Source organism: Rhodopseudomonas sp. BR0M22 (genome assembly GCF_010907035.1).
Lineage (GTDB): Bacteria > Pseudomonadota > Alphaproteobacteria > Rhizobiales > Xanthobacteraceae > Rhodopseudomonas.
Window position 1 is genome coordinate 1 of record NZ_QUMK01000083.1, and the last position, 23,853, is coordinate 23,853.

The following is a 23,853-nucleotide window of genomic DNA, read 5'->3' on the forward strand; positions in this document are numbered from 1 at the left end:
AAGCGTGCCGATAGACATTCCCCGCTCCCGCAATCTGCTTCCAAGGAACCGAGCCGTGCCGTCGCTTGACGTCCTCGGATACGCGGCGGGACGCTTCGGAGATGATCTCAAGGCAGCGCGTAACCGCATACACGGTACGCAGGTCGGCTTTGAATTCATTCTCCGTCAAGTCGCTGGTGAACTCGATCGCGAGTTCGATGTGATGCTGGATGTCGCGCAGAGCGATATCCGATGCATCAGAACGCATAGACCGCATCTCGCGCTGCGTTCGGCGCAATCGACGGCTTGAGCTGTTCGCGGTTCACGACGTCGACCGGATGGTCGAACAGGCCGGCGATATAGTCCTTCAGCTCCGCATAGTCGAACACCGTGATGCGGGCTGCCGGGTCGATTTCGACGAGCACATCGATATCGCTGTCGGGAAGGTTGGTACCACGCGCCACGGAACCGAACAGCGCTGCACGCCTTACGCCTCGTGCTCGTAACGGAGCCTCGGAGTTTTTCAAGATCTCGAGTGCGGCGCGGCGGTCCATCCAAGCAGTATAGCAGACTTCGCGTGTTTCGGCGTGCGGTTGGCTCGCCATAAAGAAAGGGGCCCCAGCTTGCGCTGGGACCCCTCGACGGTTCGGGCATTGCCGGGTATCTGCCCGAACCGTAGGAGTTGGCGCGGCGGTCTGAAGAGCGCCGCGCCTCGGGAGAACTTACATGTTGTAAGCGCGCTCGGTGTGCTCGACGAGGTCGAGGCCTTCGCGTTCGACTTCGACCGGGGCCCGCAGACCGACGATCACATCGACCACCTTGTAGAGGATCGCCGAACCGATGCCGGACAGCAGCAGCGTGGTGCCGACGCCCCAGCACTGCGAGATCATCTGAGTGCCGAAGTCGTACTCGCCGACCTTGCCGACCGTGTAGTCGTACACGCCGGTGCCGCCGAGCGCCGGGTTCACCAGGATGCCGGTGCCGAGCGCGCCGATGATGCCGCCGATGCCGTGCACACCGAACACGTCGAGCGAGTCGTCGTAACCCAGCGCGTTCTTGATCACGGTGCAGAAGAACAGGCAGACCACGCCGGCGACGATGCCGAGCACGATTGCGCCCATCGGACCGGAGAAGCCCGCGGCCGGAGTGACCGCGACCAGACCGGCGACCGCACCCGACAGTGCACCGAGCACCGAGGGATGACCCTTGAAGATCCACTCCGCGAACATCCAGGCCAGGGCCGCAGCGGCGGTGGCGAGGAAGGAGTTGGTCATCGCCAGGGCAGCGCCGCCCGAGGCTTCGAGGTTGGAGCCGGCGTTGAAGCCGAACCAGCCGACCCAGAGCAGCGAGGCGCCGATCATGGTCATGGTCAGCGAGTGCGGAGCCATCAGCTCCTTGCCGTAGCCGGTGCGCTTGCCGATCAGGAGGGCGCCGACCAGGCCGGCGATACCGGCGTTGATGTGCACCACGGTGCCGCCGGCGAAGTCCAGCGCGCCCTTCTTGAACAGGAAGCCGCCGTCGGCCATCACTTCATCGAGCTTGGCCTGCGCCGCAGCCTTGGCGGCTTCGTCGGTCGCGGCAGCGAGCGCCTTGGCGGCGTCGTTGACCGCATCCGGGCCGGCCCAGTACCAGACCATGTGGGCCATCGGCAGGTAGATCAGGGTGATCCACAGCGGGATGAACAGCGCCACCGCGGCGAAGCGGGTGCGTTCGGCGAAGGCGCCGACGATCAGCGCCGGGGTGATGGCGCAGAACGTCATCTGGAAGCAGACGAAGATCAGCTCGGTGATGTTCGCATCGACCGTGAAGGTGCCGCCCATCGAGTCGGTGGTGATGCCCGACAGGAACGCCTTCGAGAAGCCGCCGATGAACTCCGAGCCGCCGGTGAAGGCGAGGCTGTAGCCGTACAGCGCCCAGATGATGCAGGCGACGCAGACGGTGTAGAACACCTGGGCCAGCACCGAGAGCATGTTCTTGGAGCGGACCAGACCGCCGTAGAACAGCGCCAGGCCGGGGATGGTCATCAGCAGCACCAGCACTGTCGATGTCATCATCCAGGCGTTGTCGCCCTTGTTGACGGTCGGCGCTGCGAAGGCGGCTGTCGTCGCGAATGTACCGGCGACGAGCACGGCCAATCCCGCACCGTAGGGACGCTTGAACGTCATTTTTTGTCTCCTGAGTGAAGCAATGAGGGTGAGGGAATCAGAGGGCAGCCGCATCGGCCTCGCCGGTGCGGATCCGCACGGCGTGGTCGAGGCCGATGACGAAGATCTTGCCGTCGCCGATCTGGCCGGTCTTGGCGGCGCTGGTGATCGCCTCGATGGTCTTCTCGACCTGCTCGTTGGCGATCGCGACCTCGATCTTGATCTTGGGCAGGAAGCTCACCGCATATTCGGCGCCACGGTAGATTTCCGTGTGGCCTTTCTGGCGGCCGTATCCCTTCACTTCCGTCACCGTCAAACCGTGAACGCCGATGGCGGTCAGCGCGTCACGGACTTCTTCGAGTTTGAATGGCTTAATGATCGCCATAACAATTTTCATGGGTCCTATCCCCGCTAGGTCCCGGCCGAACTGGCCAGGAAATGATCTCGACTGAAATTCCCCACGCGGAGAGCATCACTACGCGGGCACAGCCGGCCCGTTAGAATCAAATGCCGTGCCAGTCGGAGCGGCCCTTGGAATCATTTCGGAATCAGCGCCTTTTTCGCGGTGCGGCACTTGGACACCAGCTGCGCTATTCGGTCGCGCCTAACACGTAGGCATGCCTGATCAGGAATCAGGCATGCCAGGGTGCGGACACAATGATTGCCCATCCGAAGGGCATAACGCTTAGCCGAAAGTCGGGCGGTCCGCCTACTGCAGCGCCTCGCCGTGCTGCGAAATGTCCAGACCCTCGATCTCGTGCTCGCGCGAGACGCGCAGGGCCACGAACAGGCTGACCATCTTCAGCAGCACATAGGTCGCCACCCCCGACCACACGAACGTTACTAATATACCAGCAAGTTGGGTGAGCGGCTGCATCCAGGAGCCTTCGAGGGCGCCCGACACGCCGCCGATCGAGGCGGTCGCGAAAATGCCGGCCAGGAACGTGCCGGTGAGGCCGCCGATGCCGTGGACGCCGAACACGTCGAGCGAGTCGTCATAGCGCAGGCGGTGTTTCAGCCAGGTGCAGGCCCAGTAGCAGATCAGGCCGGCGACAATGCCGATCACCACGCCGTGCCAGGGTTCGACATAGCCCGATGCCGGCGTGATGGTGCCGAGGCCGGCGACAGCGCCCGAAATCATGCCGAGCACCGACGGCTTGCGCCGCGCCATCCATTCGATTGCGCCCCAGGTCAGCGCGCCGGAGCAGGCGGCGAGGTGGGTGGCCGTGATGGCGAACACCGCGCGGGAATCCGCCGCCAGCGCCGAGCCGCCGTTGAAGCCGAACCAGCCGACCCACAACAGGCCGGTGCCGATCACCGCCAGCGAAAGGTCGAAGGGCGACAGGTTTTCCATGCCGTAGCCGTGTCGGCGGCCGATCACGATCGCCGCCACAAGGCCTCCGGTGCCTGCCGACAGGTGCACCACCAAGCCACCGGCGAAATCCAACACGCCCATCGCGCCCAAAAAGCCGCCGCCCCAGATCCAATGCGCCAGCGGCACATAGACGAAGATGAACCAGCCGATCGAAAACAACAGATAGGCGGAGAACCGCATCCGGTCCGCGACCGAGCCGGCCACCAGCGCCACGGTGATGACCGCGAAGGTCATCTGATAGAGCATGAACAGTGCTTCCGGGATGGTTTTGGCAGCCGGATTGACGCTGTCCATGGTCATCCCGGTCAGGAAGATGCGATCGAACGAGCCGATCAGGCTGCCGCTGCCGGTGAACGCCAGCGAATAGCCGAACGCCACCCACAGGATCGAGATCAGCGCCACCGCGGCGAGGCTCTGCGCCATCGTGGCCAGTACGTTCTTCTTTCGGACCATCCCTGAATAGAACAGCGCCAGACCGGGGATCGTCATCATCAGCACGAAGGCGGTGGCCACCGTCATCCAGGCGGTGTCGGCCGGGTTGATGCCCGGCGCCGCTGCGGCTGTCCCTTGAGCCAGCGCCGGCATCGTGCCGGCCGCCGCGAAGCCTAGTCCTGCAAAGATAGAGCCCGTAGCAGCCGACGCCGCGCGGCGTAGCAACAAGGTCATGATGCCCGTCCTGTTGTGGAACTGTGCGGCGCCCCCCGGCTCCGCGGGGTTTGGGAAATGGCTGTCGAAGGCCGGCTTACAGCGCGTCGACGTCGGTCTCGCCGGTGCGGATCCGCAGCGCGCGGTCGATCGGCGTGACGAAGATCTTGCCGTCACCGATCTGGCCGGTGCGGGCGCCGCGGGTGATCACTTCGACCGCCTTGTCGGCGAGCGCGGAATCGACCGCGATCTCGATCCGCAGCTTGGGCAGGAAATTCACGATGTACTCGGCGCCGCGATAGATCTCCGTGTGGCCGCGCTGGCGGCCGTAGCCCTTGACCTCGGTGACGGTCATGCCGTGGACGCCGACCTCGGTCAGCGCCTGGCGGACCTCGTCCAGCTTGAAAGGTTTGATGATGGCGACGACGAGTTTCATGCGTTAGCCCCTGATTCGCGCAATGCCTTTGACACCGCCGCGGCGGTGCTCCGTTCCCGTGTATATGCCGGGTTTAGCGGCAGTGCGCGCAGAAAATAAGCTGATTGACTGCTCAGGGAGAAGGCTTTGTGCCGTGGCTACGTAATCTCGTCGGCGGCCGGACCGGTGAGGCTCGATCCGCCGCCTGTCGTTGCGTCGAGGCGTCTGTCAGTCCTTCGGCGTCTCCCGGCGTTCGCGCACCGAGCCCTCTTGGGCGACGGAGGCCACCAGGGTGCCGTCGGTCTTGAAGATCTGGCCGCGGGTCAGGCCGCGGCCGCCCTGCGCCGAGGGTGAGTCCTGCGCGTACAGCAGCCATTCGTCGGCGCGGAACGGGCGGTGAAACCACATCGCGTGGTCGAGGCTCGCCGGCATCATCCGCTTGTCGAACAGCGTGCGGCCGTAGCGCGCCATCACGGCGTCGAGCAGCGAGAAGTCGGACGCATAGGCCAGCGCGCACATGTGCAGCGCCGGATCGTCGGGCAGCTTGGCGGCGGTCTTGATCCAGACGTGGATCCGGCCGTCGTCGATCTTCTGGCCGAAATAGCGCTTCAGCTCCACCGGGCGCAGCTCGATCGGCCGGTCGCTCTCGTAGTAGCGCTTGATGAAGTCCGGCATGTCCTTGAAGAACGGCTGCTTGACGATCTCCTCGGCCGACAGCGCTTCCGGCGGCGGCACGTCGGGCATCTTGTCCTGATGGTCGAAATTGGTCTCCTCGTCGTCGTGGAACGACATCATCAGCGAGAAGATCGCGTTGCCGTGCTGGATCGCCGTGACCCGGCGGGTGGTGTAGCTCTTGCCGTCGCGCAGCCGCTCGACCTGGTAGATGATCGGCACTTGCGGATCGCCCGGCAGGATGAAGTAGCAATGCAGCGAATGCGGTAACCGGTTCTCGACGGTGCGGCATCCGGCGACCATCGCCTGGCCGATCACCTGTCCGCCGAACACCCGTTGCCAGCTCGTCTTCGGGCTGGTGCCGCGAAACAGATTCACCTCGAGCGGCTCGAGATCGAGAATCGAGATCAGATCGATCAGGCTCTTGGACACCGGTCGAGCTCCTTCAGGGTGGTGCAGGCAGGATCAGACGCCGCGGAACAAAACGCCAAAACAACAAGTTGGCCCATCGCCGCAGCGATCAGGGCGGAATGCCGCGCGGCCTTGCTGGCCGTTTCCCACTGCCGGCGTTGTCTGTTAGAAACTGCCACAGCAACAGCGGGTTGGTCCTTGAAACCTGTTTCGCCCAGCTCCGATCCGGGCGCAAGGATCATGGCGCGAGAGTGAGAAATATGACGGCACCGCGAAGCATTGTGATTGGGGGCGGCGCGTTCGCCGGTTTGGCGTTGGCATTGGCGTTGCGGCAGGGGCTCGGCCCCGAGGTGCCGGTGATCGTCGCCGACCCGGCGCTGGCGATGCGGCCGAGCAAGGATCCGCGCGCCACCGCGATCGTCGCGGCGTGCCGGCGTCTGTTCGAGGCGCTCGGGGTCTGGGACGAGGTGGCGCCGACCGCGCAGCCGATCATCGATATGGTCGTCACCGACAGCCATCTCGAAGACGCGACCCGGCCGGTATTTTTGACCTTCGCGGGCGAGGTGCAGCCGGGCGAGCCGTTCGCCCATATGGTCGAGAACAAATATCTGGTCGAAGCGCTGGCCAAGCGCGCCGAGGCCGAGGGCGTCGAACTGCGGGCAACGCCGGTCACCTCCTACGACGCGCGCCCCGAAGCCATTGGCGTCACGCTCGGCGACGGCAGCGTGATCGATGCCAGCCTGCTGGTGGCGGCCGACGGCGCCAAGTCGAAGCTGCGCCAGCGTGCCGGTATCGCCACCTATGGCTGGGATTACGACCAGTCGGGCATCGTCGTCACCGTCGAGCACGAGCGCGACCACAATGGCTGCGCCGAAGAACACTTCCTGCCCGCGGGACCGTTCGCGATCCTGCCGCTCACCGGCCGGCGCTCGTCGCTGGTGTGGAGCGAGAGCCGCCGCGATGCCGAGCGGATCGTCGCGCTGCCCGAGAAGGAATTCCAGCGCGAACTGGAAAAGCGGTTCGGCCTGCGGCTCGGCGACGTCAAGCCGCTCGACAAGCCGAAGTCGTTTCCGCTCGGCTATTTCGTGGCGCAGTCGTTCATCGCGCCGCGGCTCGCGCTGATCGGCGACGCTGCGCACGTGATTCATCCGATCGCCGGACAGGGCCTCAATATGGGCCTACGCGACGTCGCGGCTCTGGCCGAGGTGGTGGTCGATGCGGCACGGCTCGGAATCGATCCCGGTCAGGTCGACGTGCTGGAGCGCTATCAGCGCTGGCGGCGGTTCGACACGATGGCGATGGGGGTTGCCACCAACGGGCTCAACTTCCTGTTTTCCAACAACTCGCCGCTGCTGCGCGGGATTCGCGACATCGGCCTCGGTCTGGTCGATCGCCTGCCGCCGCTGAAGGGGGCTTTCATCCGCCAGGCGGCGGGGCTCACCGGGGAAACCCCGCGGCTGCTGAAGGGCGAGGCGCTGTAAGTCGTCGCCCTTCGCGCGTTGCAAAAAGCTGAAATATCTCAGCCGTGCTGCACGAGCCTCCTGGCTACGGTGCTGCCGAGAGGGAATCAGGGCATGGATGGACGCCATTTCGCGCAATTCGCGGCCTACAACCGCTGGGCCAACGCACGGCTCTATCAGGCCGCGTTGGCGTTGCCTGATGACGTCTACCGCCGCAGCGTCGGTGTGTTCTTCGGCAGCCTGCACGGCACCCTCAACCATGTGCTGGTGGCCGACCGGATCTGGCTGAAGCGACTGACCGGAGCGGGTGAGGCGCCGACCCGCCTCGACGCGATTCTGTTCGACGATCTTCGTGCGCTCGCGGCCGCGCGTGCCGCGGAGGACGAGCGCATCATTGAGATGATCGACGGTCACGACGCTGCCGCGTTTGCCGAGGTGGTCACCTATGCGACGACCTCGGGCAAATCCTTCCATCAGCCGCGCGCCGAGATTCTCAGTCACGTCTTCAATCACCAGACGCACCACCGCGGCCAGGCCCATGCCTGCCTGTCGATCCTGACCGGGGCCGAGCCGCCGTCGCTGGATTTGATGCCGTTTCTGCGCGGCACGCCGGCGCCGGATCTCGCCGCGCTGGCGGCGGCCGGGGTCTAGTCGATCCGCCGTGCCTCTTCGGGCAGCATGATCGGGATGCCGTCGCGGATCGGGTAGGCCAGCTTGGCACCGCGCGAGATCAGCTCCTGCCGGGCGGCGTCGAATTCGAGCGGTCCCTTGGTGACCGGACAGACCAGGATGTCGAGCAGCTTGCGGTCGACGGCATCGGGTCGCTCGGACGGCGAAAGGGTCATGGTTTCAGGCTCCAGAACAACGGAGTGGTATCCGGCTTGATCGGACGGACGAGGCGGGCCGTCAACGCGCCCGCGCAAATTGCTGCACGTCTTGTTGCAGCTTATTGCAGCGGCGGGTCGCCGGTCGTGCGCTTCTTGGCGAGGTCCATCTCGGTGACGGCGATCAGGATTTCGGCGCGGGTCTTCAAATCGGGTGCTTCGAGCAGTGCCTGCTTCTCCGGCGGCCCATAAGGCGACATCATCGCCAGCGCATTGACCAGCGCTTCGTTCGGCGCGCTCTCGACGCCGTCCCAGTCGACTTTCAGATTGTTGGCCTTGAGAAAATCGGTCAGCACCGCCAGCAGGGTCTCGCGGTCGACTTCGTCCTCGCCCTTGCGAGCGGTAAAATCATCGACGAACGGGAAATAGTCGACCTTGCACTGCCGGTACGGCGTCAGCACCTGCAGCTCCTCGACGACCTTGAAGCGCGAAACGCCGGTCAATTCGAGGATGTAGCGGCCATCGCCGGATTCGGCCAGCTGGGTGATTCGTCCGACGCAGCCGACGTTGAACAGCGAAGGCTTCTCGGCCGTTTCGGACGAATGCGCCGCGTCCGGCTGGATCATCCCGATCAGCCGATGACCATCGCGCAGCGCGTCGTCGATCATCGCCAGATAGCGTGGTTCGAAGATATTGAGCGGCATCTGGCCCCGCGGCAGCAGCAGCGCCCCCGCCAAGGGAAACACCGGAATCACCTCGGGAAGGTCGGCTGGTCCGCGATAGGCGGCATTGATCGGCATCGCCGGCTCCCCGCTTGAATGGCGACTACGAGAACAGGATCGTCGACAGCCGCTTGCGGCCCTCGACGGTGGCGTCGTCGGTCGGGCCCCAGGCCTCGAAGAACTGGACGAGCTGCTTGCGCGCGCCATCGTCGTTCCATTTGCGGTCGCGTTTGACGATGTCGAGCAAATGCGTGGTCGCGTCCTCGCGCCGGTCGGCGGCGTTCAGCGCGATGGCGAGGTCGAACCGCGCCTGATGATCCAGCGGATCGGCCGCGACCTTCTGTTCCAACTCGGCGATCGGGCCGAGCGACTCGGCCTGTTCGGCCAGATCGATCATCGCCTGCACGGCCTTGACCGATGCGTCCTCGCGCTTGGCTTCGGGCACCAGCGCCAGCGTCTTCTTGGCCTGTTCGGTGGCACCGGTCTGCATATAGCAACGGGCCAGGCCGGCGATTGCGGGAATATTGGTGCCGTCGGCACGCAACACTTCGGCGTAGATCGAGGCCGCGGTCTGGACGTCGCCCTCCGCCAGTACCGCTTCGGCTTCCTGCAGCAGCTCGGCGGCGGTCGGCGCACCGCCCGGCATGCCGGCAGTCAGCTTTTCGATGAAGGCGTTGACCTGGCTTTCCGGCACTGCGCCCATGAAGCCGTCGGCCGGACGACCGTCGACGAAGGCGATCACCGCCGGAATCGACTGGATGCCCATCTGGCCGGGAATCGACGGATGCTCGTCGATGTTCATCTTGACCAGCTTGACCTTGCCGTTCGCGGCCCGGACGGCCTTCTCCAGGATCGGGGTGAGCTGCTTGCACGGACCGCACCACTGCGCCCAGAAGTCGATCAGAACCGGCTGGCGCTTGGATTCCTCGATCACATCGCGAACGAAGCTCTGGGTCGTGGTGTCCTTGATCAGATCGGCGGCCTGAGGCGCCGCACCGCTGCCCTGCTCCAAAATCGTCACGTCGCCCTCGCTGTTGTCCGTCGGTCCGCCGTTTTAGCATGACCCCCGCTCTAGATGGCGCAGCAAGTTCGATTTGCAACGGGAATCGGCCCAGCGCCGGCTTTTTGGCCCCGCTGCGGGCGCGTCTCGACCGGGTTTTCCGGCCCTTGCCGGCTCCGGCCGGGCGCACCGGGCCGCGCTCGGACGGTAAAATGGACGAGAGCTGTCATCCTCTCAAAAAGCCGGCTCATGAAATGTCGAACGGCTGTTGCAATCGCTCGCGGCATTTGGCATACGACTGCCCACGGTCGTGCCCACGGCGCGCCGTTTCTCGGATGCGGGTGTAGCTCAGGGGTAGAGCACAACCTTGCCAAGGTTGGGGTCGAGGGTTCGAATCCCTTCGCCCGCTCCAGAGATCTGCCGGTTCCGGCGCCTGCCTTTCAGTTCATCGCGCATCTCGTCGCGCCGCCCGCTTTCGGGCGATTTCCTGCGCGCCGGCGGAATGCACCACAGCGACCGACCGGCTGGGCGAGGCGGGTGGAATCTGAAATAGGTCGCGGGTCGATCGCCCTGCAGGCGCCAGGGAACCGCCCGGTCCAATAATGCTGTTCTATGAACCCCTGTTTCTGACCTGTTTTCCGTTCCTCTATGTGCTGTATTTTGCGGCCCGCGAGGCGCGGACCAAGCGCTGGATCCTGCTGATCGGCAGCGGGCTGTTCTATCTCTGGGGCGAGCCGCTGTTCGTGCCGGTGGTGGTCGCCTCGGCGCTGATCGACCATCTGCTGGCGCGACAAATCGTTCGCACCGAAAGCGCCGCGACCCGGCGCACGCTGCTGGCGCTCGGCGTGGTACAGAACCTCGCGATCCTGATCGTCTACAAATACACCAGCTTCGCGCTCGAGAGCCTGAACGTGCTGCTCGCCGCCGGCAAGTTCAGTGCGCTGCCGGTCTGGCACATCGCGTTGCCGATCGGCGTCTCGTTCGTCACCTTCGAGAAGATCACGTATCTGGTCGACAGTTATCGCGGCGTGTCGAAGCCCGCCCGGCGGTTCTCCGACTACTGCCTGTTCGTGTTCTTTTTTCCGAAGCTGCTGGCGGGCCCGATCCTCAAATATCATGAGATCGATCGGCAGATCGCCGTGCCGGGGGGCTTCGACTGGACCGATTGCGGCGCAGGCTTGGCGCGGTTCGCCCGAGGCGCGTTCAAGAAGCTGCTGATCGCCGATCCGCTCGGTCACTACGCCGACCAGGTGTTCGGCGCCGATCCGGCGACGCTGTCGATGGGGGCCGCATGGTTAGGTACGGTCTGCTTCACGCTGCAGATCTATTTCGACTTCTCCGGCTATTCCGACATGGCGATCGGGATCGCCCGAATGCTCGGCTTCTCGCTGCGCGAGAACTTCAACATGCCGTACATCTCCCGCTCGATCACCGAGTTCTGGCGACGCTGGCACATTTCGCTCACCACCTGGATCCGCGACTATCTGTACATCCCGCTCGGCGGCAACCGCGGCAGCGCGCTTCTCACCTATCGCAATCTCTGGATCTGTTTTCTGCTGTCCGGCCTGTGGCACGGGGCGAGTTGGAATTTCGTGCTGTGGGGCGCCTATAACGGTCTGTTCCTCACGCTCGACCGGGTGTTTCTGGAACGCTGGCTGCAGCGCAGCGGCGCCGTGATCGCCACCATCGCGACCTTGCTGATCGTGATGCTCGGCTGGGTGATCTTCCGGTCGCCCGATACGGCGCACCTCGGTGGTTACTTCGCTGCGCTCGCCGGTTTCGGTCAGGCCACCGCGTGGCTGCCTCCGCCGAACTCGGTGCTTTGGACTGCCGCGCTCGGCGCCGCGCTGAGCCTGATCCCGGCTCTGCCGGCGTTTGACTCGCTGAATGTGGCCTGGCGCCGCAGCGGTGTGCTTCGGCTCGCCGGCTATGTCGGCCTCGGCGCGCTGGGCACGATCGCGATCGCGCGCGCGGTCGCGATCCCGTTTCAGCCCTTCATCTACTTCCGGTTCTGAGCATGGTGGCGATTACCACATCACCGGGACGATGGCTCCGACGCATCGCGGCCGCAGCCTTTGTGGCGATGCCGGTGTGGACGCTGTGGAATCTCACGGTGCCGTCGCACGCCGTTCGGATCGGGCCGGCGCTGGTCGGCGTCACCCAGAAAGTGCCGTTCGACCTTTCGCTGCACGGGTTCCTCGACGGCGCGCTGCAGAAGGCGGCCGCGCTGCGAATAGCGGACGCGATGCCGCTGCGGCGAACGCTGATTCGGCTCAACAATCAGATCGCGTATTCGTTGTTCGGCGAGATCACCGCTCCCGGCATTCTGATCGGGCGCGACGGCGAACTCGTGCAGCGCGGCTATCTCGAGGAATACTGCTCGCGCACGATCGGCCAGGCCGACACCATGGCGGATGCCGCGATTCCGTTGCTGCGCGACATTCAGGCCTACTATCGCGATCGCGGCAAACTGTTTCTCTACATCGTGACGCCGTCCAAAGTCGCCGATATGCCGGACAAGTTCACGCATCTGATCGCCTGTCCGAGCAGTCCGCAGGCGCGAGCGGAGCTCGTCCCGGCCTACGTTGCGCGGCTACGGGCCGCCGGCATCGATGTGCTCGATCTGGCGACCTCGACCCATGCGATGCAGAGCGACGCCACGCCGCCGTTCCCGCGCGGGGGCATTCACTGGAACGAGCTGGCGATGGCGCGCGGCAGCCGGCAGATCGTGGAGGCGATCAACGCCCAGGCCGGTCGCGAATTGCTGTCGCCGTTCAGCTTCACCGTCACGGTCAGCCGGCCGGCCGAGGGCCGCGACCGTGATCTCGCCGAACTCGCCAATCTGCTGGTGGCGCCGATCGACTATCCGACGCCGAAACTGACTTTTAGTCATCCGCCTTGCGCCGGCCGCGAGGCGACGCGGATCGATGCCGCCCTGGTCGGCACCAGCTTCATCGACCCGGTCAGCGAGGTGCTGACCGAACAGGCGTGTCTGACCAGGCTGGGTCAGTATTTCTACCTCAAGCTCGGCCGCTCCCGCGGCGGTGTGCGTCAGGACCATCTATCCGAGGCCGATCTGCGCGAAGTCCGCGACGTCGATCTGATGCTGCTCGAAGAAAACGAGAGCCTGATCGGACGACAGGCCTATCTGCCGCTGCTGCACCAGATCGTGACGACGCCCTGACGCCTTCACAGGATGAGGCGGCGCCTGCGGCAGTTCTTTCCGCTTGATGACTAGCGTCCGAGCAGATCCTTCGCGATTTGCCTCACGAAGAACTTCGACGACGCCACAGTCAGGTGACTGCCGTCGAACGTCACCGGCGTGCCATCACCCGGCACCGCGAGCAGGCAGCCCTGATCGCTGCAAAAGACCGGCGTCGGCGAAATGAACGCCACACCCTGCGCGGCGAAGAACGCACCCAGCCGCTGATTGGCGTCAGCTTCCGACCGGTCCAGTCGCGGCGGACCGTCGCGCGTCGGGATCTCGGAGGCGCTGATCAACCCGGCGGCCTCCGCCCGGTAGGCCTGAGCCAGAATGCGCTTCGGCGGGGTGCGCCAGCTCGGAAACTTGCCGACCACGACGATGCGCCGGACTCCGATGTCGCGGAGCTCGGCGATGGTGGCTTTGATCATCGTGTCGATTGCCGCCGGATCAGGATCTGGGCCGTCGTAATCGTGCCACTGCCGGGCGACCAGGATGACCACGTCCGGCTTCAGCGCCTTCAGGCGTTCCCGCGCATTGTCGTTGGCAGCCGTGCAGTCCGGCCTCTGTGTGCTGACGTAACCGAAGATCGGCGGGCAGCCGGCGGTGGTGTATTGCGAGAGTCTGAAGCCGCCATCGCTCTGCTGCAAGGCGCGCAAGCCCGGATACAGATGGGCGGCGTGCGAGTCGCCCCACAGCGCGATCCGAGGAACGCCGGGAGATGGCGCGTCGTCGCATTCAAGGGCGAAACTCGAGCCCGAGCCGAGGAAGCAGCTAGCCAGCCGGTAAGCCGGCATCGCCTCGGCCTGATGATCGCGGGTGACGATTTGCACGCTGGCGCTGAACCGCGACGGAACGCCGTCGGCAAGGTAGATGCCGGCGCCGATCAAGCCGACCATGGCGACGCCCATAAACGCCGCGGCGGTTTTCGCGCGGGTCGGCCGATAGCGGATCCTGGGTTCGACGAACCTGTAAGTGAGGTCGGCGAGCCCGAATGCCACCAGCACGGCGATCAGCTTCATCAGCGGCGGCGGCTCCTCGCCGAGCCGGACGATGCGGACCGCCGCCAGCACCGGCCAGTGCCACAGATACAGCGGGTAGCTGATCAGCCCGACATAGACCATCGCGCGGTTGCCCAGCACACGCCGCGCCGTCCAGGTGCCCGGACCGGTCGCGATCAGCAGCGCCGCGCCGAGCACGGGCAGCACCGCCCACCAGCCCGGAAAAGCACGGCTGCGATCGATCAGCGCGGCGCCGGTCGCGATCAGCCCGAGGCCGGCGATCGCACCGATGTTGCGCAGGATCGCGGTGTTCTGCGCGAACACGGCGCTCAACGGAGCGGTCTGCTTTGCCGCAACGATCGCCAGCAGGCAGCCGGTCATCAGCTCCCAGAACCGCGTCACCGGCAGATAGAACGCGGCGGATGGATGCGCCGGCGTCAGCAGCAGATTGGTTGCGAACGAGGCGACCAGGATCGCCACTGCAGCCACGACGGCGCCGTTCTTCCAGCGCCATGCCAGGATGATCACCGGTGGCCACAGCAGATAGAACTGCTCCTCGACGCCGAGCGACCACAGATGCAGCAAAGGGTTCAGCTCGGAGGAGGTGTCGAAGTAGCCGGAATCGTGCAGCAGCGCGATGTTGGCGAGAAACGCGGCGCCGAATCCGATCGCCTTGCCGGCATCGCGATAATCGGTCGGAAACAGCAGAAACCAGCCGCCGATCGCGCAGGCCGCCAGCACCAGCAGCAGGGCCGGAAAAATGCGGTTGATGCGGCGGGCGTAGAAAGTGGCGAAGCTGAAGTCGCCGCGATCGACCGCCTGGCAGACGATCGAGGTGATCAGAAATCCCGAGATCACGAAGAAAACGTCGACGCCGATGAAGCCGCCGCGAACCGCAGTCGGGAAGGCGTGGAACCCAACCACCAGCAGCACTGCGATCGCACGCAGGCCATCGATATCGCTGCGATAGGCCGGTCTCATCGGGAATCGTCGTCCTGGCAGGCAAGAAGGTCGAGTTGGGCGCTGCGGGCTCGGTCAACCCGCAGGGATGCAAGCAGCGCGTCATCGCGAAGCCCTCCCGCACTGTCAAGTTACGGTGGCGTCCCGGTTGCGAGCTGGTCGCATGTCGCGCATGCGGCAACGGCTTGCGTTGCTCGGGCGCGGGCACCGGGCTAACACTCGAACTGGTTCCAGTCAGGACGACGTCATGCAGATTGCACGCCACCGCATCGAACTCGCCACCACCGCGCCGATCCAGTTGATCGACATCACCGATCAGGTCCGCCGCTTCGTCGCCTCGAGCGGCATCAAGGACGGTCTGGTCACGGTGAGCTGCCTGCACACCACCGCGCGGATCAACGTCAACGAGCGCGAGGAAAAACTCGAACGCGACATGCTGACGTTCCTGAAGCGGTTCGTGCCGCGTGACGGCGACTATCTACACAATCTCGATCCTGTCGATGGCCGCGACAACGCGCACTCGCATCTGATCGGGCTGTTCATGAATTCGTCGGAGACGATCCCGGTCGCCAATGGCGCGATGGTGCTCGGCGAATGGCAATCGGTGTTCTTCATCGAGCTCGACGGTCCGCGCGAGCGTCGCGGCGTCGAATTGCAGATCATCGGCCAGAGCTAATCGGGGCCGGCGCGACCACCCCTCCATCGAAAGAACGGGGTGTTACGGATGGATACGCGGGCCGCGCCCGCGTATGACCGCAGCGGGATCACCAACAGGTCATCAGCCATGACGCCGGACGACATCGCAGGCTTCTACGCCAAGCGCGCCGATCTCGATCTCGATAACTACATCGAGCTGGATTTCGATTTCGAATGCGCCGGCGATCCGCGCGAGGCCGCCGCGCATCTGTGCAGCGAGCAGTCGACCGCGCAGTGGCGCCGCGTCGGCTTCGACGAAGATTTCCGTCCGCGCTTCGCCGCCAAGGTGCTGGACCTGTCGGCCGAGCCGCGCCCTTCAGGCTTCAGCATTCCGGTCGAATGCGCCGCGCGCGGCGAGGTGCATGCCTGCCGCGTCACTATCGCGCATCCGCACGGCAATTTCGGCGCCAAGATTCCGAATCTGCTGTCGGCGGTGTGCGGCGAGGGCGTGTTCTTCTCGCCCGGCATTCCGTTGATCCGGTTGCAGGACATTCGTTTTCCCGAGTCCTATCTCGCCGCGTTCGATGGTCCGCGGTTCGGCATTGCGGGACTGCGCGAGCGGCTTCAGGCGTTCGATCGCCCGATCTTCTTCGGGGTGATCAAACCGAATATCGGTCTGCCGCCGCAGCCGTTCGCCGAGCTCGGCTATCAGAGCTGGAGCGGCGGTCTCGACATCGCCAAGGACGACGAGATGCTGGCCGACGTCGAGTGGTGTCCGCTGGCTGAGCGCGCTGCGCTGCTCGGCGATGCCTGCCGCCGGGCGTCGGCCGAAACCGGCGTGCCGAAAATCTATCTCGCCAACATCACCGACGAGGTCGATCGGTTGATCGAGCTGCACGACGTCGCGGTGAAGAATGGCGCCGGCGCGCTGCTGGTCAACGCCATGCCGGTGGGGCTCTCGGCGGTGCGGATGCTGCGCAAGCACGCCACCGTGCCGCTGATGGCGCATTTCCCGTTCATCGCAGCTTTCAGCCGGCTTTCGAATTACGGCATTCATTCGCGGGTGATGACGCGGCTGCAACGACTGGCTGGCTTCGATGTCGTGATCATGCCGGGCTTCGGTCCGCGGATGATGACGCCGGAGCACGAGGTGCTGGACTGCATCCGCGCCTGCCTGGAGCCGATGGGACCGATCAAGCCGTGTCTGCCGGTGCCGGGCGGCAGCGACTCGGCGGCGACGCTGGAGAATGTGTATCGCAAGGTCGGCAGCGCCGATTTCGGTTTCGTGCCCGGCCGCGGCGTGTTCGGCCATCCGATGGGGCCGGCGGCGGGCGCCGCTTCGATCCGGCAGGCCTGGGACGCGATTGCCGCCGGAATCCCGGTGGCCGATCATGCGTCCGGCCATCCGGAGCTCGCCGCGGCGCTGAAAGCGTTCGGCGGGCGCTGACGCGCACCCGCCGCTTTTCCGTCAGCGCCTCAGCGCGGCAGTTCGGTGAAAGTGACGATCACGGCGCTGCGACGGCCTTGGCTCGGCGCACCGTCGCGGTGAATGCCCGCAGGATCGTAGATCACGGCGTTGCCCTGGCTGCTGGTGACGGCCACCTGGTTCTCGGCGATCGCCGCAGTGAAGTTGCTGTCGCCGACCAGGTCGACCCCGAACGTCGCCTTGCGCTGCAGTCCGGCTGGCAGTGCGTAGAATGTTTCGCGAGCGGCCGGCAGCGTCGACGACAGTCCGCACAGATCATTGGCACGGCGGATCATCGCGTCCCAGAACCGGCGGCCGGCGCGGTTGCTGCCCGCCACATAAGTGAGCGGGCCGTTCGCGGTCCCGGTCTCGCCGAGATACACCACCATCTTCAGCACATTGTAGCCGGTGTCGACCTTGAAGCCGTCGCACGGCGAGGCATCGACGCTGACATCGGCGAACGGGCTCGACAATGCACCGCTGCTTGCTTCGCTCACTTCGGCGGCGATCTGGCCGATGCCGACAGGGCGTTTCAGATAGCCGCTGGCGGCTTCGGTGAGGCCGGCATCGGCGGCGATCTGGTTGAACCATTTGTACAGGTCGGGGGCGGCGGCGGGATCGACCGTCACGCGGGTCGAATCCGGATCGCCGGGAATCGCGACGCGATGCTCCAGCGTCTTGAACGCTGCGTCGAGTTGGTTGCGCAGCTCGACGATCTTGTCGGGTCCGAACTGGACCGGAGCAAAGCCGTCGCGGGCGAGCGGGCCGAACACCGCGCTGCCGCGTTCGGTCTTCGGGGTGTAGGCCGAGCCGGCGCTGAACCGGCCGAGCCGCTGCAGCATGATCAGGCGCAGATAGGTCGGCAGGCTGCGCGCCAGCGAAAGGAAGCGGTTTCCAGTTTCGGCCGGACGCGGCAAGTGTTCGGCATCGATCATCCGCTGCGCGGTGGTGAGACAGAATCCGTAGCCGAAAATGGTGATCGCCTTCAGCCGTGCGCCGAGCATCGGCATCGACATCACGCGCCCATAGGCCGGGTGGGCGTCGTAGTCGATCATCGGCAGGTGATCGAACGGATAGGATTTCGCTTCGGATTGCATGACCAGCCCCTCTGAAGGCATCACCGTTAACATCGGCGCATGATTTGACTATGGCGGCGAGGCGCGAGTCGGGCGAGTTGGCAATCCGGCCAACACGCGTGCCAGGCGGCGAGTCGCCGCGGTGGCCGCTTCGACATGCGAAGCGACCGCGAGATGTCGGAAACTGCGGTGGGGATCAGATCCAGGCGAAGTTCGCGGCCGGTCGTGCACTGCGATTGAGCAGCGAGCGCATCAGGCAACGCTCGATCTGCACTGACGAGATCGTGGCGGCGTCGGCGTCGATCAGCGCGCCCGCGTCGCTGCGCTCAGCGAACACGCGACCGCTGGCGACCACGGCCAGCGCCGGATTGCGCGATGCGGCGCGCAGCTTGCGGATGGTCTCCGCCATGCGCGGCAGCCAGTGTTCGCGGCGGAGTGCCGGCGACAGCGAGATGTTGACGGCGTCGAACCAGCCGCTCGCGACCAGGTCCGCCAGCGCGCGATCGGAATCGGGAAACTCCGAGACCGTATTCCAGCCGGCCTGACGCAGCAGCTCGGCATGCAGGGCTGCACAGAACGAATGCGGCTCGCCGGGCTGCGACACCAAAAGCACAGTGCGCGGCTGGGAACGAGCCAGCGGTGTCGACAAAAGATCGAAGCTGATCCGGCGCATCGCGGTCTGCAGATGACAGAGCCCGATGGTGACTTCGAACTCGCTGCAGGCGTCTTCGCTCCACAGATTGCCGAGGCTGCGGGCGGTCGGTTCGAACAGGCCGGTGAACAATGCGGTCGGTGACGACGCCCGCGCCAGCGATTTGTCGATCAGGTCGAACGCGTCGGTGAGGTTCGGCGCGATCAGGAGACGAGCCAACTCGGCGGCCCGCACCTCGGCCGGATCCTGGACGGCACGCGTCCTGGCGGCGGTGTGCTTGACCACGAGATGCGGAATAACAGTCGAGACAATGCTTTCGGGATGCACGGCACGCACTCGATCTGGTTGCCCTCGACCCAAGGAAAACAAGGCTGGACGAATGCGATGAAACCGTCGCCGCTGCCGAGGGGAAGCAGGGAGTAGATCGCCTCGCGCGGCTGTGAGCCCGTTCACAACTGCCAGCACCGTTGCCGCGGTGCGAAGGGAGCCCCGGAATCGCTCGGTCGTCCTTGCTCTAAATCAAAACGAGGCGAATGGCCGGGCGGCGGCCGCGCATGCGCCTTCTGGCTGCCGCCGTGCGCCATAGCGGCATAGGGTCGCGGCGCTTGGGCGAGGTCGTCCCGTCGGCGCGACCGCACCGCCGTATCGGGTGGTTCCTGTTCGGACCTCGGTGTGTAGTTCGGGTGCGCCTCACCGCGCGCGGAATTCGCGCTCGGCACTGATGGATCGGCATCCCGATGTCGCCTTCGGCTGTCGCGCAAACTAAGCCGAATTAGTACGCAGACACCGTTGGTATAGATCGCCGCTAAGGAGTGAAGCTGGCGCTTACTCCATTATCATGGACCAAGCGACTTCCCGAACTTCTCTATATATTTACAGCCGCGCGAATCGGAGCAAAACTGATTCCACGGATCGTGATTTACTGAGCAACTACCTGTTTAATCAAAGAGTTAGACGGCTAATTGGCTCAACGTGATTCGCGATTCTCTCGAACGAGTGTCTGGTTACCAGTCGCTCGTTCACCGTTCCAGCGTGAGGCGTTTTCTTAGCGTGACCGAAGCAGGTCAATGCCGGAGTTAGCGAACCGTTAACGTTAATAAGTAAAGCGTTGTTCACGCTGTTCACCTTAGGGGGCAAGCCGCTCCTAATTGAAGAAAGCTGGAGAACTACGATGCAATTCGATCTGTCCAACCGAAACCTAGCCCAGAAGATTTCGATCCTCGTCCTGGGGATCACGCTGTTCGCCTCGGTCGCCATCGGCGGCGTCGGCGAAATGGTCTTGCACAAGGTGACCGACAGCCACGCCAAGCAGTCGGCGCGCGTCGCGTCGCTGGATCGTCTGGTCGGCCAAGGAGGTGCGACGCTGTCGCCGGTCCGGGCCGCTGACGGTAGCATTGTGGGTATGCTGGTCATGCAGCAGGATTCCGGACCTGTGGTGATGCCGGCCTCGTTCGAAGGCCAGGGGCTGATGGTGCAGGCTTCGGAGACGGTCGTGACCTCGACGCCTGACTACGGTGTCGGTGCCGCCCGCACCATGCTGTTGCTTGCCGGTGTTGTGGTGTTCGCGGTGGTCGGTCTGGTCGGAACCCGGATTTCGCGCGGCCTGCTGGCCCCGCTCGGCGAACTCGAGAAGGACGTGGAGCGCCTCGCCTCTGGCGATACCAGCGTCCGCATTCATGCGCTGAGCCGCTCGGATGAAATCGGCCGGATCGCGCGGTCGATCGCCAAGATCCAGCAATCGCTGATCGAGCTGGCGAAGCTGAAGAGCCACCGGGTTCTCGACGGCACGAGCGGCATTCTGGCCAATCTCAAGGAGATGTGGATGGACCTGAAGGGGGCCGTCAGCAATGCCCGAGAGATGCTGTTCACGGATGGACGAACGGTCAGCGAGACACTGTCGCGATCGTGGAGCAACTGGCTGCACAACGGTTTGGGCGTCCCGAAGCGCGCCTGATCGGCGCCTCGTTCCGCGACCGTGAACGCGCCTCCCGGAGTCATTGAAGGCGCGACGATCAAGACCACGCGTTGAGATCACCGCATCGAGGCTCACCCAGACGGGTGAGCCGCTAACAACAAAAGCCCGCGCATCGTCGCGGGCTTTTCTGTTTGGGGCGTTTCTGTTCGGACCAGGAGATCGAAGAAGCCGAGACGCGAGAAGGGACGGCAACGCCGGCTGGTCCCCCTGCTCTTCTCCGGCGGGCGCCCCGATCTGTCGGTGATGTCTCCGAACGTTTCGGCCGGCTGAAACAACAAGGCAGAGGCTCGCGCCAAGGCCGGGCCTGATCGTGTCCGAGCACGGGAAACGGGCCGGGACGGAAGTCCGCTCGTCGGCTCGGACGAGTGACCGTCGACCTCAGCGGTCCGTTCGATTGCATGCGATCACGGCTGCTTCGGGAGCCTCCGACCAGACCGCCAAAGCCGAGACAGCCTCGCATCGCCGGCGCGAGGCCGGGCGCGGCGGAGCGGATCGGTGCGGATGAAGAAAGGGTGGTGCCGCAAGAGGGGCTCGAACCCCCGACCCCGTCATTACGAATGACGTGCTCTACCAGCTGAGCTATTGCGGCGACCGCGGGCGCGCTCACGAAGCAGCCCGAAAACGTCGGCTTCTGATATCGGGCGGCGGCCTGATTGGCAAGAACCAGGGCGCCAGAACCGGCGGCGGCAGTGTCCGCCGCTGCAGTTTTCTGTTCCGTCGTGCGACTGCCGACCTCCCGGTCGGGAGCTCAGCGTGGCGGCCGATAACCCCGCCAGCCGCTGCTCTGCCCGGCCGGGGCCTGCGAGCGTTCGGCGAACTCCTCCGGGGCGGCGTCTTCGTCGACGCCCGGATCGTCCGGCGCCCGCACGATCGGGATCACCGGCGCTGGTTCTTTGCGCCGGTGGAACAGCGGCGCGGGAGCCGACGCAGCCACCGTCTCGGTCGGAGCCTCGCTCGTCTTGGCGGGCTTGTCCGCTTTGGCCGGCTCTTCGGCGACCGGGGTCGGTTCCTTCGGTGTCACGATCGGGGCTTCGGCCGCAGGTTCGACCGTCACCGTCACGGCTTCCGAAGTGGAGCTGGCGGGGAGCGCCTCGGCAGCCGCCGAGGCGATCAATGCGTCGTGGAACTTGTCGTCGATCACTTCGGCCTTGTTGGACGGCAACGCCGACACCGGCACCTGCCATTGGAATGCGTCGAGCCGGCCGGTCACCGGCGACACAGGCCGCCAGTGATTGGAGACGAAGCCGTCGGCCGTCCACACCGGGTCGTGCAGCGCACGAACCGCGCGAAGCGTCCACGCCCGCGCCTTCGCTGTATCGCCGCGGTCGCCATGCTCGATTTCGGCCATCAGCATCGCGACGCGCTGGGTCGGCATATCGAGGTAGGGTTGCAGCGCTTCGCGGGCGCGGCCGAACGAGCCGGCATCGATCGCGGCGCGTGCGATGGCGACGGCGCTTTCGAGCTGCTGCGGCCCCTTGCCGATCAGATTTTCGACCCGCCCGAGCCGCGCGGTCGCGGTGTCGCCCGGCTTCAGATTGGCGTAAGTCGACGCGAGATCCGGATGCGGCTGCGCCTGCCACGCCACCTCGATCACCTTCATGGCGCGGCGAACCTGATGCGTATCGGCGAGATATTTCGCCGCCAGCACCGCCGCCGGCACCAAGGTCGGCGCCAGCTTGTTGGCTTCCAGCGCGCTGTCGCGGGCCAGACTCTCGTCGCTCTCTTCGAGATCGATTGCCCGGGCCGTCAGCAGCACGGCGCGCTGCCGACGAAACGCCTGTTTGTCGATCAGTCCGGCCGAGAGATTGCGTTCCAGAATCTCCAGCGCGCCGGTCCAATCGGCGCGGGCGCAGCGGAAGCCCAGAACCGCCTGCGACGCCCACGCGCAGTTCGGCTGCAGCCGCAGTGCTTCTTCGGCGATTGCCAGCGCCGCGTAGGGATCGTCGGCGCGCTGCGCCTCGATATACAGCCCGCGCATGCCGAGCGACTTGGTGTCCTTGCGGGCGGCCATCGCCAGGAACGCCCGGCGGGCGCCTTCGCGGTCGCCGTCGAGCTGGGCGGATTGCGCTTGCAGCAGCAATGCCAGCGGATCGTGTGGGGCGTGGCGCCGCGCCGCATTGGCATGGGCCCGGGCGGCGCTGCCGTCGCCGTGGCCGACCGCGAGCAGGCCTTGGGTGATGGCGGCCCGCGCACGCGCGCTGCGCCGCGCGCTCCGGCCGATCTTCATGCGGCCGGGCGCGCGCAGCAGCCCGATGATGATCGCCCAAGTCAGCATCGTGCCGACGATCGCGGCGCCGACCACCAGCGCGAACACTGGCAGCGTCATCGACGCCTTCCAGTCGTTCCACGACAGCACCACTTCGCCGGGCTGGTCGGCGACCCAGGCGGCGCCCGCCGCCGCGAGCGCGATGATCACGAGAAACAGAACGATGCGCAGCATGGGCAGACCTATGGCGACGGTTTTTGCAGCGCCCCGAGCGCTGCGGTGGCGAATTGATGAGACGCGGCGAGTGCCTGGTCGCGGGCCTCGGCCTTGTCGATCCAGGATTGAACAGGAGCGCGGTCACCCGGCGCAAGCGCTTTCAGCTCCTTGAGCGCGCCGGCGATGTCGCCCTGCTTGCCGGCTGCCGTGAGCCGGCCGACGATCGCGGTGCGATCGATGCCTTCGACCGCGTCGGAGCGCTGAATCTTCACCAGCCGCTCGGCGTTGGCCTGAAACCGGTCGATGAAGTTGGCATTCGCGACGCTCTTGTCCGGCAGCAGGCCGGGCAGCTGATCGATCAGCTCCTGGCCGAGCGCACGGGCGCTGGGCACGCCGGTCGCAGCGAAGCGGTCGAGCGGCTTCAGTGCGCCAGCATCGGGTGCCAGCGGCGCCGCGGCCTTCAGCAGCGCCTGAAATGGCTGGCCTTGTGTGACGGCGAGATCGAGCAAGGTGGCGGCGACCGCGCGGCGCAGCGCGCCATCTTCGGCGGGGGCGGACTTTGGCGCCGGTTTCTCCGCCTCGGTTTTGGCTGCGGCTTCCAGCGCATCGAGCCGCCGATCGATCGCTGCGATCGCGGCGGTGGTCTGCTCCAGCGCGGCCGTCTTGTCGGGGCCGGATGCATCGGCAGTCGGCTTGGCCTCGCCAGCGCTGGCGTCCGGCGATGCCTTCAGCTCCTTGATGGTCGCGGCGAGCTGATCGGTCTGGCCGCGCAGCGCGGTCAGGTCGTCACGCAGCGATGCCACCGACTTCTCCAGCG

Annotated in this window: 22 protein-coding genes and 2 tRNA genes; 8 read left to right on the plus strand and 16 right to left on the minus strand. The window is 65.5% G+C overall.

Annotated elements, in window-relative coordinates:
• The 7 genes from DY468_RS21710 to tesB form a co-directional block, all read right to left on the minus strand.
• Nucleotides 1-247: HepT-like ribonuclease domain-containing protein (locus DY468_RS21710; protein ID WP_164607276.1), on the minus strand; the 247-nt coding region annotated here is incomplete at its 3' end.
• A complete protein-coding gene (locus tag DY468_RS21715) occupies nucleotides 237-533 on the minus strand; it encodes a nucleotidyltransferase family protein (RefSeq protein ID WP_205512602.1) in 297 nt (98 codons plus the stop codon). The genes DY468_RS21710 and DY468_RS21715, both read right to left, overlap by 11 nt.
• Before the next feature lie 168 nt (nucleotides 534-701).
• On the minus strand, nucleotides 702-2,144 hold the full coding sequence (locus tag DY468_RS21720; protein ID WP_164607280.1) for an ammonium transporter: 1,443 nt from the start codon (nucleotides 2,142-2,144) through the stop codon (nucleotides 702-704).
• Between the two features lie 37 nt (nucleotides 2,145-2,181).
• A complete protein-coding gene (locus tag DY468_RS21725; RefSeq protein ID WP_011155842.1) occupies nucleotides 2,182-2,520 on the minus strand; it encodes a P-II family nitrogen regulator in 339 nt (112 codons plus the stop codon).
• A 312-nt stretch (nucleotides 2,521-2,832) separates the two neighbouring features.
• On the minus strand, nucleotides 2,833-4,164 hold the full coding sequence (locus DY468_RS21730; RefSeq protein WP_164607282.1) for an ammonium transporter: 1,332 nt from the start codon (nucleotides 4,162-4,164) through the stop codon (nucleotides 2,833-2,835).
• 76 nt (nucleotides 4,165-4,240) lie between these two features.
• On the minus strand, nucleotides 4,241-4,579 hold the full coding sequence (locus DY468_RS21735) for a P-II family nitrogen regulator (RefSeq protein WP_110786995.1): 339 nt from the start codon (nucleotides 4,577-4,579) through the stop codon (nucleotides 4,241-4,243).
• A gap of 207 nt (nucleotides 4,580-4,786) precedes the next feature.
• Nucleotides 4,787-5,662 (minus strand): acyl-CoA thioesterase II, encoded by an 876-nt coding sequence (gene tesB, locus DY468_RS21740; protein ID WP_164607284.1) that lies wholly within the window; start codon nucleotides 5,660-5,662, stop codon nucleotides 4,787-4,789.
• Between the two features lie 98 nt (nucleotides 5,663-5,760).
• Between tesB and DY468_RS21745 the strand changes: the two genes are divergently transcribed.
• Both DY468_RS21745 and DY468_RS21750 read left to right on the plus strand, forming a co-directional pair.
• Nucleotides 5,761-7,122 (plus strand): ubiquinone biosynthesis hydroxylase, encoded by a 1,362-nt coding sequence (locus DY468_RS21745; RefSeq protein ID WP_283808792.1) that lies wholly within the window; start codon nucleotides 5,761-5,763, stop codon nucleotides 7,120-7,122.
• A 93-nt stretch (nucleotides 7,123-7,215) separates the two neighbouring features.
• Nucleotides 7,216-7,752 carry a DinB family protein gene (locus DY468_RS21750; protein ID WP_164607288.1) on the plus strand — a complete coding sequence of 179 codons (537 nt, stop codon included), beginning with the start codon at nucleotides 7,216-7,218 and terminating at the stop codon, nucleotides 7,750-7,752.
• On the opposite strand, the gene DY468_RS21755 is transcribed toward DY468_RS21750, so the two are convergent.
• From DY468_RS21755 to trxA, 3 genes are all read right to left on the minus strand, one after another.
• Nucleotides 7,749-7,946 carry a Trm112 family protein gene (locus DY468_RS21755; RefSeq protein WP_114360460.1) on the minus strand — a complete coding sequence of 66 codons (198 nt, stop codon included), beginning with the start codon at nucleotides 7,944-7,946 and terminating at the stop codon, nucleotides 7,749-7,751. The two genes, DY468_RS21750 and DY468_RS21755, sit on opposite strands and share 4 nt — an antisense overlap.
• Before the next feature lie 101 nt (nucleotides 7,947-8,047).
• Nucleotides 8,048-8,725 carry an LON peptidase substrate-binding domain-containing protein gene (locus DY468_RS21760; RefSeq protein WP_164607289.1) on the minus strand — a complete coding sequence of 226 codons (678 nt, stop codon included), beginning with the start codon at nucleotides 8,723-8,725 and terminating at the stop codon, nucleotides 8,048-8,050.
• Nucleotides 8,726-8,750: 25 nt separating this feature from the next.
• A complete protein-coding gene (trxA, locus tag DY468_RS21765; RefSeq protein WP_164607291.1) occupies nucleotides 8,751-9,668 on the minus strand; it encodes a thioredoxin in 918 nt (305 codons plus the stop codon).
• Between the two features lie 316 nt (nucleotides 9,669-9,984).
• On the opposite strand from trxA, the gene DY468_RS21770 reads away from it, so the two are divergent.
• The 3 genes from DY468_RS21770 to DY468_RS21780 all read left to right on the plus strand — a co-directional run bounded on the left by DY468_RS21770 (nucleotide 9,985) and on the right by DY468_RS21780 (nucleotide 12,831).
• Nucleotides 9,985-10,059 (plus strand) — tRNA-Gly (locus DY468_RS21770).
• Nucleotides 10,060-10,249: 190 nt separating this feature from the next.
• Nucleotides 10,250-11,662 (plus strand): MBOAT family O-acyltransferase, encoded by a 1,413-nt coding sequence (locus tag DY468_RS21775; protein WP_164607293.1) that lies wholly within the window; start codon nucleotides 10,250-10,252, stop codon nucleotides 11,660-11,662.
• Nucleotides 11,663-11,664: 2 nt separating this feature from the next.
• Nucleotides 11,665-12,831 (plus strand): alginate O-acetyltransferase AlgX-related protein, encoded by a 1,167-nt coding sequence (locus DY468_RS21780; RefSeq protein WP_164607295.1) that lies wholly within the window; start codon nucleotides 11,665-11,667, stop codon nucleotides 12,829-12,831.
• 50 nt (nucleotides 12,832-12,881) lie between these two features.
• Here DY468_RS21780 and DY468_RS21785 read toward each other — a convergent pair whose 3' ends face one another.
• Nucleotides 12,882-14,831 (minus strand): acyltransferase family protein, encoded by a 1,950-nt coding sequence (locus DY468_RS21785; protein WP_164607297.1) that lies wholly within the window; start codon nucleotides 14,829-14,831, stop codon nucleotides 12,882-12,884.
• A 226-nt stretch (nucleotides 14,832-15,057) separates the two neighbouring features.
• Between DY468_RS21785 and DY468_RS21790 the strand changes: the two genes are divergently transcribed.
• Both DY468_RS21790 and DY468_RS21795 read left to right on the plus strand, forming a co-directional pair.
• Complete coding sequence (locus DY468_RS21790) at nucleotides 15,058-15,486, plus strand: secondary thiamine-phosphate synthase enzyme YjbQ (protein ID WP_164607298.1); 429 nt, start codon at nucleotides 15,058-15,060, stop codon at nucleotides 15,484-15,486.
• Nucleotides 15,487-15,594: 108 nt separating this feature from the next.
• The gene (locus tag DY468_RS21795) at nucleotides 15,595-16,893 is read left to right on the plus strand and encodes a RuBisCO large subunit C-terminal-like domain-containing protein (RefSeq protein ID WP_164607300.1); all 1,299 of its coding nucleotides are present in this window, start codon (nucleotides 15,595-15,597) and stop codon (nucleotides 16,891-16,893) included.
• Nucleotides 16,894-16,922: 29 nt separating this feature from the next.
• On the opposite strand, the gene DY468_RS21800 is transcribed toward DY468_RS21795, so the two are convergent.
• Together DY468_RS21800 and DY468_RS21805 are read right to left on the minus strand one after the other, a co-directional pair.
• Nucleotides 16,923-18,008 (minus strand): hypothetical protein, encoded by a 1,086-nt coding sequence (locus tag DY468_RS21800; RefSeq protein ID WP_164607302.1) that lies wholly within the window; start codon nucleotides 18,006-18,008, stop codon nucleotides 16,923-16,925.
• A 175-nt stretch (nucleotides 18,009-18,183) separates the two neighbouring features.
• A complete protein-coding gene (locus DY468_RS21805) occupies nucleotides 18,184-18,966 on the minus strand; it encodes a cobalamin B12-binding domain-containing protein (RefSeq protein WP_349644319.1) in 783 nt (260 codons plus the stop codon).
• Between the two features lie 844 nt (nucleotides 18,967-19,810).
• Here DY468_RS21805 and DY468_RS21810 point away from each other — a divergent pair.
• Nucleotides 19,811-20,593, plus strand: a complete 783-nt coding sequence (locus DY468_RS21810; protein WP_164607306.1) for a HAMP domain-containing protein — start codon at nucleotides 19,811-19,813, stop codon at nucleotides 20,591-20,593.
• Between the two features lie 534 nt (nucleotides 20,594-21,127).
• On the opposite strand, the gene DY468_RS21815 is transcribed toward DY468_RS21810, so the two are convergent.
• From DY468_RS21815 to DY468_RS21825, 3 genes are all read right to left on the minus strand, one after another.
• Nucleotides 21,128-21,203 (minus strand) — tRNA-Thr (locus tag DY468_RS21815).
• Between the two features lie 159 nt (nucleotides 21,204-21,362).
• Nucleotides 21,363-23,054, minus strand: a complete 1,692-nt coding sequence (locus DY468_RS21820; protein WP_164607308.1) for a heme biosynthesis HemY N-terminal domain-containing protein — start codon at nucleotides 23,052-23,054, stop codon at nucleotides 21,363-21,365.
• Nucleotides 23,055-23,062: 8 nt separating this feature from the next.
• The coding region (locus DY468_RS21825; RefSeq protein ID WP_502706239.1) for a COG4223 family protein at nucleotides 23,063-23,853 on the minus strand (791 nt) is incomplete at its 5' end.